This is a genomic window from Pseudonocardia sp. Ae331_Ps2 (assembly GCF_001932405.1).
In the GTDB taxonomy this organism is placed as follows: Bacteria; Actinomycetota; Actinomycetes; order Mycobacteriales; family Pseudonocardiaceae; genus Pseudonocardia.
In genome coordinates, this window is sequence record NZ_MCIM01000001.1 from 4847299 (window position 1) to 4860133 (window position 12835).

Here is a 12835-nt window from a genome sequence, read left to right on the forward strand (position 1 = left end):
CGGTCACGCCCAGCGGAGCGGGTCGTCCTCCAGCGCGGAGCGGTCCCAGCGCCCGAGGTCCGCGGCCGCCTCGTAGGTCGTGCGGAGGAACTCGGCGACCGCGCGGTCCGGGTCGGGTGCGGCGCGGGCGACCTCGTAGGGCAGCAGGAACTGCTGGAAGTCCGGGCTGTAGAAGGCACCGTCGGGGCCGACCGGGGCCTCGGCGAAGCCGTCGGGCGCGGGGTACGCATACGAGTAGAAGGCGCCCTCCTCGCCGCCACCGGGCCAGAACCCGCAGCTGGACAGCTCCCGCGAGTAGCCCTCGACCATGACCCAGTCGCCGCAGTTGGGCACCCCGCCCGGGTGCGCCGGCGCCGGCCTCCCGGAGAAGCGGGTGCAGGCCATGTCCATGCTGCCCCAGAAGAAGTGCACCGGGCTGACCTTGCCGACGAAGTGCGCCCGGAACTCACCGAGCACGCGGTTCACCTGCAGCAGCTGCCGCCAGAACAGGGTGGCGGCCTCGGCGTCGTAGGAGGCGTGGGTGAGGTCCTCGGCGAACGGGATCGCCGGGTCGACCTCGTTGGGGTGCGGCCGGATCGGCGCGGAGATGCCGAGCCGGCCGAGCACGTCCAGGACGGCGCCGTAGAACTCGGCCACCGACATCGGCGCCAGGTCGAAGCCGAGCGCGCCGCCGTCGCTGCTGCGGACCTCGAGCCGGTGGCCGAGCAGGTCGAGCTCGATCTCGAAGGCCCCGGTGCCGTACGGGACGGCCGACGTCGTCAGGCCCCGCGCGCTCGGGTACAGGGTCACCTGCCACCAGTGGTTGATCAGCGGGGCGTGTGCCATCCGGATCTTGCCCACGATCTGGGTCCACATGTGCAGGGTCTCGCGGGTGGTGGTCCAGTCCGCCACGCGCAGGCTCGGCCAGCTCGTCGTCGTGCTGCTCATCGGTCTCCTCGTGGATCGGCCGGACCGGGGTCGCGTTCCCGGTCCCGGCGGTGACGCGGCCCGGGTGGTGTCCACCGGGGCCGCGGATGTGGCGCCGGCGACCGGTCAGTCGGTGACCCTGCTGGTCGCCCGGTACTCGAGGTGGGCGAGCTCGGGATGGCGCGCCAGCCAGGCAGCGACGAACGGGCAGATCGCGAGTACCCGCAGCCCGTCGGCCTGCGCCGACGCGATGCCCTCGCGGGCCAGCGCCGATCCCACCCCGCGTCCCTCGAAGGCCGGGTCGACCTCGGTGTGCACGAAGGCGACGAGCTCCGGCGTGCGTACGTACGCGGCGACGCCGGCGAGCGTCGTGCCGTCGTGGGCCTCGAACCGGTTCGCGGAGCGGTTGTCGGTGACGACGATCATGTGGGGCCTCTCTCCGTGGTCGCCCGTCGACCGGGCCGGCGGTACTCGGGGGTGGTCCGGGGCCGGGACCCCGCCCGCGCCCCGGATCATCGAGGCGAGGTGGGTCAGGCTATCGGTCACGATCGCGCTGCCGCGGTCGACGACCGGGTTCGACGCCGGTCGCGCGGAACACCGGTGACGTCGGGACCCCCGCACGTCCCGGGCGCATCGGTGGGGGCGGGTCGGATCACCCGGCGAGTGTCGGGTCCGGCCGGTCCCGGCGGATCGGTCGCCGGATCGGTCACCGGACGATCCGGACGACGCGGCTACGGTGGCCCGACGGATCCGCCGTGCCACGGGGAGCAGGCGGGACGAGGCTGCGGGGGGTCATGGAGCTGTTCGGACGGCGTGCCGAGACCGCGGCACTGGAGCGGCTGCTGGCACGCGCGGCCGACGGCGCGGGTGCGGCGCTCGTGCTGTGGGGGGAGCCGGGGATCGGCAAGACCGCACTGGTCGACCACGTCGTCGACGCCGCGTCCGGGGCCACGGTGCTGCGGACCAGGGGCACCCGGATGGAGACGGGGCTCGCCTTCGGCGCACTGCACGCGCTGCTCTGGCCGGTCCTCGACCGGCTCGACGCGCTCCCGGACCCGCAGGCCGCCGCACTGCGCGGCGCGCTCGGGGTCAGCCGGGACCCGGCCAACCGCTTCCTCATCGGCGCGGCCGTGGTGTCGCTGCTCTCCGGCCTGGCCCGAGACCGGCCGGTGCTCGTCGTCGTCGACGACGCGCAGTGGGTCGACGAGGCGACCGCGCACTGTCTGGGCTTCCTCGCGCGTCGGGTGCGGACCGAGCCGGTCGTGGTGATCCTGACCGACCACGCCGACCCGGCCCAGGGGCCCTGGGAGGGGGTGCCGGCGCTGGAGGTCGTGGGACTCGCCGACGACGACGCCCGCCGGCTGGTCGCGGCCGCCGTCCCCGACGCCGACGAGGCCCTCGTCGACGACACGGTCGCGATGGCGGCGGGCAACCCGCTCGCGCTGCAGGAGCTGCCCACCGTCGGGCGCGAGGCCGACGACGAGGCGTCCGGGGAGCCGATGCCGGTGGGGCCCCGGCTGCGGCAGGCGTTCTGCGCCCGCGCCGAGGCGCTGAAACCGGCCACCCGAGCGTTGCTGCTGCTGGCGGCCGCGGACGGGCGGGGCGACCGGCACGTCGTCGACCGGGCCGGGGCCGGGTGGGGTGTCGACGCCTCCACCTGGGACGAGGCGCTGCGCTCCGGCCTGCTGCACGCCTCGGGCACCCGCCTCCGGTTCCGCCACCCGCTGGTCCCGGCCGCCCTCTACGACGGCGCCCCCGTCACCGACCGCCGGACCGCGCACCGGGCGCTGGCCGCGGCGCTGCCGGCCGAGGACGTCGAGCACCGCGCCTGGCACCTGGCGGCCGCCGCGGACGGCCCCGACGAGGACGTCGCGGCGCTGCTGGAGCAGGCGGCCGCCAGGTGCCTGGAGCGCAGCGCCGGTCCACTGGCGGCACGCACGCTGCGGCGGGCGGCCGACCTGTCGCCGGACCCCGCGGACGCCGCACGCCGGCTGGCGGTCGCCGCCCGCGCCGCCTGGGGCGCCGGCGACGCCGAGGGAGCCCGGCGACTGCTCGACGACGCCGAGGGCCGGGGCGGGGCGGAGCCCGTCGTGCGGTACAGCGGCGGGCTGCGCGGGATCCTCGAGTTCACCACGGGTCTCCCCGAACGCGCCCACCACTACCTGGTGGGGGACATGGCCGTCGTCGCGGGGACCCGCACGGCGATGGAGCTGGGCACGGTGGCGGCCCGCGCGGCGTGGTCGGCGGGCCGCCCGGACCTGCAGCAGGCCGCGCTGCAGCGGCTGCTCGCCCTCGACCCCGGCGGCGTCCCGGAGCTGGCACCGGTCATGCCGACACTGCGGGCCTGGTGGGCCTGCTACGACGGGACCGGCCGGGCGGCCGGGTCGCTCCCGGCCCCGGACGCGGCCACCGTCGGCCTGCTCGGGACCGTGCCGTGGGAGCTGCTGCCGCCCGTGCCGCTGGTCCAGGCCTGCGGGGTCGAGGGGCCGCTGCACGACGTGCTGCGGGTGCAGGCCGCGCAGCTGCGGCGGCGGCACGAGTTCGCCGCGCTCGCGATGGTGCTCGCACAGAGCGCGGTCCTCGACGCCGCGGCGGGCCGGTGGGAGACCGCCGAGGCCGGCGCCACCGAGGGCCTGCGGCTGGCCGAGGAGGTGGGGGCGAACCACGTGGCGAGCCAGTGCCGGCTCTGTCTGGCGAACCTGGCCGCAGCCCGCGGCGACGCCCCCGGCCTGGAGGAACACACCACCCGGGCGCTGGCGGTCTCGGTCCGGCAGGAGGTGCGCGCGCTCACCGCGTCGGTGTACTGGGTGCGCGGCCGGGCGGCGCTGTTCGACGGCAGGCCCCGCGACGCACTGCACCACCTGATGCCGCTCGACGAGCCCGGCCACGAGGCCGCACACCCCACCTTCGCGCTGCTCGCCGCCCCGGACACCGCCGAGGCCGCGACGCACGAGGGGCGCACGGAGACGGCCTCGGCCCGGCTGGCGGCCGTCGAGAGGTGGGCCCGGCGGACCGATGCCCACTGGGCGCGTACCGCTGCGCACCGTCTGCGCGCCCTGGTCGCCGGCGGGCCGGACACGGAGGCCGCGTACCGCGCCGCGCTCGACGGCGCGGGTGCCGTCCCGGATCCGTTCGAGCGGGCCCGTACCCGGCTGCTGTATGGCGAATGGCTCCGTCGGGTCCGCCGTCGCGCCGACGCCCGGCACGAGCTCGCCGGGGCGGCCGAGGCCTTCGGCCGCCTCGGCGCGGAGCCGCTGCGGGCGCGGGCGCTGCGGGAGCTGGGGCTGGCCGCGCAGTCCGGGGTGCGGCACGAGCCGGCCGCCGCCGGGCTCACCGCCCAGGAGCTGCGGGTCGCCCAGCTGGCCGCCGAGGGGCTCACCAACCGGGAGATCGCGGCCCGGCTGCTGATCAGCCACCGCACGGTCGGGCACCACCTGGGCAGCGTCTACCCCAAGCTCGGCGTCACCTCCCGGGCCGAGCTCGCACGGATCGACATGGCGGGCGACCTGAGGTTCCGCACCCCCGGGCACGAGTGACCCGGACCGCCGGCCCGTCGCCGGGCGGCGGAGCTCAGAAGCCGCGCGCGAGCCGGTGGTAGGCGTTGTTCCAGCGCAGCTCGTGCAGGAACGTCCGCGGCCGTGTGGTGTCGCCGATGTGCACCAGCTCGGTGCCGACGATCTCGGCGAGGTCGTCGACGGCCTCGACCCCGACGGCGGTCGACAGCACCGTGTGGTGTGGGCCGCCCGCCATCAGCCAGCACTCGGCCGAGGTCGCGAGCGAGGGCTCCGGGACCCACGTCGCCGTCGCCACCGGGAGCCTCGGCATCGGCTCGTCCGGGTCGACGACCTCGATGTCGTTGCTGACCAGGCGGAACCGCTCCCCGAGGTCGCAGATGCCGAGCACGACGCCCGGGCCGGGGTCGGCGGTGAACCGCAGCCGGACCGGGTCCTCCCGCCCGCCGATGCCCAGCGGGTGGATCTCCAGCGACGGCCGGGACCCGGTGATGCTCGGGCAGACCTCCAGCATGTGCGCCCCGAGTATGCGCTCGTGGCCGGGACGCAGGTGGTAGGTGTAGTCCTCCATGAACGACGTGCCGCCGGGCAGCCCGGTGGCGACGACCTTCACCGCGCGCAGCATGGCCGCGGTCTTCCAGTCGCCCTCGGCGCCGAAGCCGTAGCCGTCGGCCATCAGGCGCTGCACCGCGAGCCCGGGGAGCTGACGCAGACCGCCGAGGTCCTCGAAGTTCGTGGTGAACGCCTGCGCCCCGGTGGACTCCAGGAACGAGCGCAGCCCGATCTCGACCCGCGCGCCGTAGCGGAGCGCGTCGTGCCGGGCGCCGTCGGGGAGCAGCTCGGACGCGACGTCGTAGACCTCGGCGTACTCGCCGACGAGCTTGTCGACGTCGGCGTCGGAGACCTGGTCCACCACGGCGACCAGGTCGTTGACGCCGTAGGTCTGCACCGACATCCCGAAGACCCGGGTGGCCTCGACGCGGTCGCCGTCGGTCACGGCGACGTCGCGCATGGTGTCACCGAACCGGACGAGCCTCAGCGCGCGCAGCTCCGCGGCACCGGCGGCCGCACGCGTCCAGGTCCCGATGCGGTCGCGGAGCACCGGGTCGGACACGTGCCCGGCGACGGTCTTGCGGGCCAGGCCGAGCCGGGTCTGGACGTAGCCGAACTCGCGGTCGCCGTGCGCGGCCTGGTTGAGGTTCATGAAGTCCATGTCGATCTCCGACCAGGGGAGGTCGACGTCGGCCTGGGTGTGCAGGTGCAGCAGCGGCCGGGTCAGGGCCTCGAGCCCGGGGATCCACATCTTCGCCGGGGAGAAGGTGTGCATCCAGGTGATGACGCCGAGGCACCGGTCGTCGGCGTTGGCCTCCAGGCAGATCCGTCGGATCGCGTCGGCGTCGGTGAGCACGGGCTTCCACACCACCCGCACCGGGATCTCGTCGGCGGCGTCGAGCCGGGCGGCGACGGCCGCGGACTGGTCGGCGACCTGGGCGAGGGTCTCCTCGCCGTAGAGGCCCTGGCTCCCGGTCAGGAACCAGACCTCGTAGCTGTCGAGCAGCGAGCCGCTCATCAGACTTCCCTCCTTCGGGGTCGGGCGGAGCTCAGCGCTGCCCGTAGACGTTCTGGTAGCGGTCCCAGAGGCTGTCGATCTGGTCCTGGGGGATGGGCACGGTGTCGCCGAGCTGGCGGGCGAGGTGCACGGTGCGGGCGACGTCCTCGCACATCACCGCGGCCTTGACCGCGGAGCGGGCGTCGGCGCCGACGGTGAACACGCCGTGGTTCTGCATGATCACGGCGGGGGAGCGGCTGCCGGTCAGGGTCTCCACGACGCCGCGGCCGATCGACTCGTCGCCGATCAGCGAGAACGGGCCGATCGGGATGTCCCCGCCGAACTCGTCGCTCATCGCGGTGAGCACGCAGGGGATCGGCTCGGCGCGCGCCGCCCACGCGCTGGCGTAGGTGGAGTGGGTGTGCACCACCCCGCCGACCTCGGGCATGGCCCGGTAGACGTGGGCGTGCGCCGCGGTGTCCGACGACGGCGTCAGGTCGCCCTCGACCGGGGCGCCGTGCAGGTCGCACAGCACCATGTTCTGCGGGGTCAGGTCGTCGTAGGAGATCCCGCTGGGCTTGATGACCATCAGGTCGTGGCCGGGCACGCGGGCCGAGACGTTCCCCGCGGTCCAGACGACGAGCTCGTAGCGCACCAGCTCGGCGTGCAGCGCGCACACCTGCTCGCGCAGCCGCGCCACGGTGGCGGCGAGCTCGGGGGAGGCCAGGGTGTCGGTCATGCGTCGAGGTCTCCTTCTCGCTGGGCGCGGGCCTCGCGGCGGATCGCGCGCAGGCGGTGCATCACGTCGTCGCCGCCCCGGCCGAAGTGGTCGTGCAGGCGGGTGTACTCGGCGAACAGGGCGTCGTAGGACTTCGCCGACTCCTCGTCGGGCAGGTGTGCGCCCTCGCGGACGCGACCCATCGCGGCGGCCGCGGTGGGAACGTCGGGGTGGACGCCCGCGGCCACGGCCGCGTGGATCGCCGAGCCCAGGGCCGGGCCCTGCCCGGCCTCGACGACGGTGAGCGGCAGCCGGGTCACGTCGGCGTAGATCTGCATGAGCAGCGCGTTGCGGGTGAGCCTGCCGGAGACGATCAGCTCGGTCACCGGGACGCCGGAGGCCGCGAAGGTCTCCACGATCATCCGGGTGCCGAACGCGGTGGCCTCCAGCAGCGCCCGGTAGGTGTCCTCGGGCCGGGTCGCGAGGGTCTGTCCGAGGACGACGCCGGACAGCTCGTGGTCCACCAGCACCGAGCGGTTGCCCGAGTGCCAGTCCAGCGCGACGAGCCCGTGCTCACCGACCGCCTGCCCGGCGGCCAGCTCGGTCAGGTACTCGTGCAGGTCGAGCCCCCGCGCGCGGGCCGCCTCGTGGTACGCGGGCGGCACGCCGTGCTCGACGAACCACCCGAAGATGTCGCCGACGCCGCTCTGCCCGGCCTCGTAGCCCCAGAGCCCGGAGACGATGCCGCCGTCGACGACCCCGCACATGCCTGGCACCTCGCGCAGCACGTCGGAACTCATGACGTGGCAGGTGCTGGTGCCCATGATCGCGACCATCTGTCCCGGCCGGACGGCGTTCGCCGCCGCGGCGGTGACGTGCGCGTCGACGTTGCCGACGGCGACCGCGATCCCCTCGGGCAGCCCGGTCCAGCCTGCCGCCTCGGCGGTCAGCGTCCCGGCGACGGTGCCCAGCTCGCCGATCTCGTGGGCGACCTTGGTCTCGGCGAACCCGGCGAAGGCCGGGTTCAGCGCGCCGAGGAAGTCACGGCCGGGGTAGGCGCCGTCCTGCAGGATGCCCTTGTAGCCGGCCGAGCAGGCGTTGCGGACGTAGCGGCCGCACAGCTGCCAGACGATCCAGTCCGCGGCCTCGACCCAGCGCTCGGTCCGGGCGTAGACCGCGGGGGCCTCCTCCAGGATCTGCAGGCCCTTCGCGAACTCCCACTCCGAGGAGATGAACCCGCCGTAGCGGGGCAGCCAGCTCTCGTCCCGCTCGGCGGCGAGGGCGTTGATCCGGTTGGCCTGCGGCTGGGCGGCGTGGTGGCGCCAGAGCTTGGTGTAGGCGTGCGGCTCGTCGGCCAGGTCGGGCACCTCGTTGAGCGGGGTGCCGTCGCGCAGGGTCGGGACCATGGTGCAGGCGGTGAAGTCGGTGGCGATGCCGACCACCCGCACGGGGTCCACCCCGGCGGCGGCGACCGCACCGGGGACGGCGTGGCGCAGGACGTCGACGTAGTCCGACGGCACCTGCAGCGCCCAGTCCGGCGGCAGCCGGAGGTCCGGCCGCCCCGGCAGGGCGTCGGTGAGGACGGCGTGGGTGTAGGCGTGGACGGCGGAGCCCAGCTCGGCCCCGTCGGCCGCACGGACGACGACCGCCCGTCCGGACAGCGTCCCGAAGTCGACGCCCACCACGAGGGCGTCGGCGAGGTCGATCGGTGGTCGGATCATGAGCACTTCCTCGGGTCACGAACACGGCCGGCCGAGCGATCGGACGGCGAGCGAATGTTATCGCTAACAGAAGGCGAACTCAACGGTCCGGTGCGGATGCCCCGTGGACGACGGCCGGCTGTACGACACGTTCACGTCGATCATGAGGTCGCTGATCGACACGGACCGGCCGGCCGGATAACGGAGCGGTAACGGCGCCTTCCCTGCCGGCGCGTCTGTAGTTAGCGTTCACATTCCTGGGTGCGCCGGTCCGGTCGGGCGGGACCCACCCGCCGCCGTCTCGACGAGGAGATCGCCTGTGTTCACGAGGATGCGCACCGTCGCCGTCGGTGCCCTGCTGGTGCTGGGGCTGGCCGCCTGTGGTGGACAGGGAGCCGGGGGAGGTGGCGGGGCCGGGGCCGGTGCGGCACCCGGCGACCTGACGGTCGGCGTCTCGATGCCGACCCAGACCTCCGAGCGGTGGATCGCCGACGGCAACGCCGTCCGCGACCAGCTCACCGCCGCCGGCTACAAGGTCGACCTGCAGTACGGGGGCGACGACATCCCCACCCAGTCCCAGCAGATCGACCAGATGGTCACCAGCGGTGCGGACCTGCTGATCGTCGCGGCCATCGACGGGACCGCCCTGTCCGGGCAGCTGCAGGCCGCCAAGGACGCCGGCATCCCCGTGATCGCCTACGACCGGCTGATCCGGCAGAGCCCGAACGTCGACTTCTACGTCACCTTCGACAACTTCCAGGTCGGCGTCGCCCAGGCGAAGGCGCTGCTGCGCGGCATGGGCCTGCAGAACGCCGACGGGTCACCCGGTCCGAAGAAGGGCCCGGTCGTCGTCGAGCTGTTCGCGGGCTCCCTCGACGACAACAACGCCTTCTACTTCTTCGACGGCGCCATGTCGGTGCTGAAGCCGCTGATCGACAACGGCACGATCCGGGTCAAGAGCGGCCAGACGACCATCGAGCAGACCGCCACGCTGCGCTGGGGCCAGGAGACCGCCCAGAAGCGGATGGAGGACCTGCTCACCTCCACCTACAACGACGGCAGCCGGCCCGACGGCATCCTGTCGCCCTTCGACGGCATCTCCCGCGGCGTCATCACCGCCCTGCAGAACGCGGGCTTCGGCACCCCGGCCAAGCCGATGCCGACCGTCACCGGGCAGGACGCCGAGATCGCCTCGGTCAAGCTGATCGACGACGGGGTGCAGAGCTCCACGGTCTTCAAGGACACCCGCAAGCTCGCCGAGCAGGCCGTCGTCGCCGCGAAGGCGTTCCTCTCCGGCGGCACCCCGCAGGCCAACGACACCACCACCTACGACAACGGGGTGAAGGTCGTGCCGTCCTACCTGCTGCCGGTCCGGACGGTGTTCAAGGCCGACATCCGGCCCGTCCTCGTCGACTCCGGCTACTACACGGCGCAGGACGTCGCCCGCGGCCGCCAGGGCTGAGCCCCGCGACCGGCCGCACCCCACCTTCCGTGACGGAGGACGACGTGACCGACCACGACCCCGGCGGCGACCTGCCGGACACCATCCTCGAGATGCGCGCCATCACCAAGACCTTCCCGGGGGTGACCGCGCTGTCGGAGGTCTCGCTCGCCGTGCGCCGCGGCGAGATCCACGCGATCTGCGGCGAGAACGGCGCCGGCAAGTCGACGCTGATGAAGGTGCTCTCCGGGGTGCACCCGGCGGGCACCTACGACGGCGAGATCGTCCTCGACGGGAGACCGGCCCGGTTCGCCGGGATCCGCGACTCCGAGGCCGACGGCATCGTGATCATCCACCAGGAGCTCGCGCTGGTGCCGCACCTGTCGATCGCCGAGAACGTGTTCCTCGGCAACGAGCGGCGCGGCAGGCTGGGGCTGGTCGACTGGCGACGGACCCACGCCGAGGCCGCCCGCCTGCTCGCCGAGGTGGGCCTCACCGAGAACCCCGCGACGCCGGTCGGGCGGCTCGGCGTCGGCAAGCAGCAGCTCGTCGAGATCGTCAAGGCGATGACCAAGGACGTCCGGCTGCTCATCCTCGACGAGCCCACCGCCGCGCTCAACGACACCGACTCCGCGCACCTGCTGGAGCTGATCCGGCGCTTCCGCGACAACGGCATCACCTCGATCATCATCTCGCACAAGCTCGACGAGATCGTCTCGATCGCCGACCGCACGACCGTCATCCGCGACGGCCGCACCGTCGAGACCTTCACCGTCGCCGACGAGCCCGCCCCGCGGAACCGGATCATCCGCGGAATGGTCGGCCGTGACCTCACCTCCTTCTACCCGGAGCGGGCGAGCAGCCCGGGGGAGGAGCTGCTGCGGATCACCGACTGGACGGTCTGGCACCCGACCCAGGACCGCAAGGTCGTCGACGCCGCGTCGCTGTCGGTGCGGGCCGGGGAGGTCGTCGGCATCGCCGGGCTGATGGGCGCGGGCCGCACCGAGCTCGCGATGAGCGTGTTCGGGCGGTCCTGGGGCCGCGACGTCAGCGGCACCCTGCGGATCGGGGGTCGCGAGGTCCGCGCCCGCTCGGTGTCCGACGCGATCGAGGCCGGGCTCGCCTACGTCACCGAGGACCGCAAGCACCTCGGCCTCAACCTGGTCGACGACATCCGGCGCAACGTCTCCGGCGCGGGCCTGCACCGGCTCGCCCGCCACGGCTGGGTCGACGCCGACGCCGAGCTGCGCGTCGCCGAGTCCTACCGGAGGGATCTCGGCATCCGGGCGGCGAGCACGAGTGTCGGGGTCGGCACCCTGTCCGGCGGCAACCAGCAGAAGGTCGTCCTGGCCAAGTGGCTGTTCACCGAGCCGGACGTGCTGATCCTCGACGAGCCGACCCGCGGGATCGACGTCGGCGCCCGCTACGAGATCTACGTGATCATCAACCGGCTGGTGGAGGCCGGCAAGGCGGTCCTGGTCATCTCCTCCGAGCTGCCCGAGCTCCTGGGGATCTGCGACCGCGTCTACACCCTGTCGGCCGGACGGATCACCGGCGAGGTGCCGGTCGCCGAGGCCACCCAGGAGGGCCTGATGGCCCTCATGACCCAGGAGGCGGAGAGCTCCGCATGACCAGCACCCTCCCGAAGAAGGACCCCTCCTCCGACGAGCGCCCCGGCGCCGGCGCGGCGGCCCTGCACTCCGGCACGAGCGACCTGCGACGGCTGCTGGCCGGCAACGTCCGCCAGAGCGGCATCGTGATCGCGTTCGTGGCGATCGTCGCGCTGTTCGCGGTCCTCACCGGCGGCGTCTCGCTGAGCCCGGGCAACATCACCAACATCGTCCTGCAGTACTCCTACATCCTGGTCCTCGCGATCGGGATGGTGATCGTCATCGTCGGCGGGCACATCGACCTGTCGGTGGGGTCGGTGGTCGCGCTCACCGGCGCGGTCGCCGCGGTCCTCGTGATCGGTGGCGGCCTGCCCTGGTGGGTCGGTGTCGTCGCGGCCGTCGGCGTCGGCGTGCTGGTCGGCGTCTGGCACGGCTTCTGGGTCGCCTACGTCGGCATCCCCGCCTTCATCGTGACCCTCGCCGGGATGCTGCTGTTCCGCGGGCTGACCCTGCAGGTGCTGGGCAACATCTCGCTCTCGCCGTTCCCCGCGGAGTACCAGCAGATCGCGGGCGGCTTCCTCAACGGGCTCATCGGCGGCCAGGGCTACGACGCGTTCACCGTCCTGATCGCCGCGCTCGGCGTCGCCGGGTACGCGGTGCTCGCCTACCGGAGCCGGGTCGCGAAGGTCCTCGACCTGCAGCAGGTCGAGTCGTTCCCGCTGTTCGCCTGCCGGATCGCACTCGTCGGGCTGGTCGTCATGGCGTTCGCCTGGCAGCTGGCGTCCTCCCGCGGGCTGCCCGTGGTGCTGGTCGTCCTGTCGGTGCTGGTGCTCGCCTACGGCCTGCTCACCCGGCGCACCGTGTTCGGCCGCCACGTCTACGCCCTCGGCGGCAACGCCGCCGCGGCCCGGCTGTCCGGGGTGCGGGTCCGCGCCGTCACGTTCTGGATCTTCGTGAACATGGGCTTCCTGGCCGGCGTGGCCGGGGTGATCTACTCGGCCCGGTCGAACGGTGCCCAGCCCGCGGCGGGGAACATGTTCGAGCTCGACGCGATCGCCGCCGCGTTCATCGGCGGCGCCGCGGTGACCGGCGGTGTCGGCACCGTGGTCGGCGCGCTGGTCGGCGGTCTGATCATGGCCGTGATGAGCAACGGCATGCAGCTCATGGGCGTCGACCAGTCCGTGCAGTCGGTCGTGAAGGGACTCGTGCTGCTGTTCGCCGTCGCGTTCGACGTGTGGAACAAGCGCCGCGCCCGCGGCGACGCCTGAGCACGACCCGCCCGCCCGGCGTCGGGGCTGGGTGCCGCCACGGCGAACGCCCTCGGCAGGGGGACGGTCACGGACGGCTACGCTGCACGGATCGGAGGGGGTGGGCGTGGGGATCGCGATGGAGCCTGGGC

General features: G+C 73.8%; 9 protein-coding genes. 4 read left to right on the forward strand and 5 right to left on the reverse strand.

Annotation, left to right across the window (positions count from 1 at the left end; all coding sequences use genetic code 11):
* Window positions 1-3: 3 nt before the first annotated feature.
* On the reverse strand, window positions 4-927 hold the full coding sequence (locus Ae331Ps2_RS22680; RefSeq protein WP_075306631.1) for a DUF5996 family protein: 924 nt from the start codon (window positions 925-927) through the stop codon (window positions 4-6).
* Window positions 928-1032: 105 nt separating this feature from the next.
* Window positions 1033-1332 carry a GNAT family N-acetyltransferase gene (locus Ae331Ps2_RS22685; protein WP_020625919.1) on the reverse strand — a complete coding sequence of 100 codons (300 nt, stop codon included), beginning with the start codon at window positions 1330-1332 and terminating at the stop codon, window positions 1033-1035.
* A gap of 368 nt (window positions 1333-1700) precedes the next feature.
* Here Ae331Ps2_RS22685 and Ae331Ps2_RS22695 point away from each other — a divergent pair, with 368 nt between their 5' ends.
* Complete coding sequence (locus Ae331Ps2_RS22695) at window positions 1701-4442, forward strand: AAA family ATPase (protein ID WP_075306630.1); 2742 nt, start codon at window positions 1701-1703, stop codon at window positions 4440-4442.
* Window positions 4443-4476: 34 nt separating this feature from the next.
* Here the strand turns inward: Ae331Ps2_RS22695 and araA are convergent, their stop codons facing one another.
* From araA to araB, 3 genes are read right to left on the reverse strand one after another with little or no spacing between them, the layout of a single operon-like run.
* Complete coding sequence (araA, locus tag Ae331Ps2_RS22700; RefSeq protein WP_075306629.1) at window positions 4477-5988, reverse strand: L-arabinose isomerase; 1512 nt, start codon at window positions 5986-5988, stop codon at window positions 4477-4479.
* Window positions 5989-6019: 31 nt separating this feature from the next.
* Window positions 6020-6706 (reverse strand): L-ribulose-5-phosphate 4-epimerase, encoded by a 687-nt coding sequence (locus Ae331Ps2_RS22705; protein ID WP_075306628.1) that lies wholly within the window; start codon window positions 6704-6706, stop codon window positions 6020-6022.
* A complete protein-coding gene (gene araB / locus Ae331Ps2_RS22710; RefSeq protein WP_075311862.1) occupies window positions 6703-8406 on the reverse strand; it encodes a ribulokinase in 1704 nt (567 codons plus the stop codon). Before araB ends, Ae331Ps2_RS22705 begins: the two co-directional genes overlap by 4 nt.
* A 310-nt stretch (window positions 8407-8716) precedes the next feature.
* Here araB and chvE point away from each other — a divergent pair, with 310 nt between their 5' ends.
* The 3 genes from chvE to mmsB all read left to right on the forward strand — a co-directional run bounded on the left by chvE (window position 8717) and on the right by mmsB (window position 12704).
* A complete protein-coding gene (gene chvE, locus Ae331Ps2_RS22715) occupies window positions 8717-9847 on the forward strand; it encodes a multiple monosaccharide ABC transporter substrate-binding protein (RefSeq protein ID WP_075306627.1) in 1131 nt (376 codons plus the stop codon).
* Window positions 9848-9939: 92 nt separating this feature from the next.
* On the forward strand, window positions 9940-11457 hold the full coding sequence (locus tag Ae331Ps2_RS22720; RefSeq protein WP_170917149.1) for a sugar ABC transporter ATP-binding protein: 1518 nt from the start codon (window positions 9940-9942) through the stop codon (window positions 11455-11457).
* The gene (gene mmsB, locus Ae331Ps2_RS22725) at window positions 11454-12704 is read left to right on the forward strand and encodes a multiple monosaccharide ABC transporter permease (RefSeq protein WP_075306626.1); all 1251 of its coding nucleotides are present in this window, start codon (window positions 11454-11456) and stop codon (window positions 12702-12704) included. Before Ae331Ps2_RS22720 ends, mmsB begins: the two co-directional genes overlap by 4 nt.
* Window positions 12705-12835: the final 131 nt, after the last annotated feature.

Bases quoted from the DNA above. Each gene is read 5' to 3' on its own strand.
- araA (WP_075306629.1), bottom strand. From the start codon at position 5,988: ATGAGCGGCTCGCTGCTCGACAGCTACGAGGTCTGGTTCCTGACCGGG.
- Ae331Ps2_RS22705 (WP_075306628.1), bottom strand. From the start codon at position 6,706: ATGACCGACACCCTGGCCTCCCCCGAGCTCGCCGCCACCGTGGCGCGG.
- araB (WP_075311862.1), bottom strand. From the start codon at position 8,406: ATGATCCGACCACCGATCGACCTCGCCGACGCCCTCGTGGTGGGCGTC.
- chvE (WP_075306627.1), top strand. From the start codon at position 8,717: ATGCGCACCGTCGCCGTCGGTGCCCTGCTGGTGCTGGGGCTGGCCGCC.
- Ae331Ps2_RS22695 (WP_075306630.1), top strand. From the start codon at position 1,701: ATGGAGCTGTTCGGACGGCGTGCCGAGACCGCGGCACTGGAGCGGCTG.
- mmsB (WP_075306626.1), top strand. From the start codon at position 11,454: ATGACCAGCACCCTCCCGAAGAAGGACCCCTCCTCCGACGAGCGCCCC.
- Ae331Ps2_RS22685 (WP_020625919.1), bottom strand. From the start codon at position 1,332: ATGATCGTCGTCACCGACAACCGCTCCGCGAACCGGTTCGAGGCCCAC.
- Ae331Ps2_RS22680 (WP_075306631.1), bottom strand. From the start codon at position 927: ATGAGCAGCACGACGACGAGCTGGCCGAGCCTGCGCGTGGCGGACTGG.
- Ae331Ps2_RS22720 (WP_170917149.1), top strand. From the start codon at position 9,940: ATGCGCGCCATCACCAAGACCTTCCCGGGGGTGACCGCGCTGTCGGAG.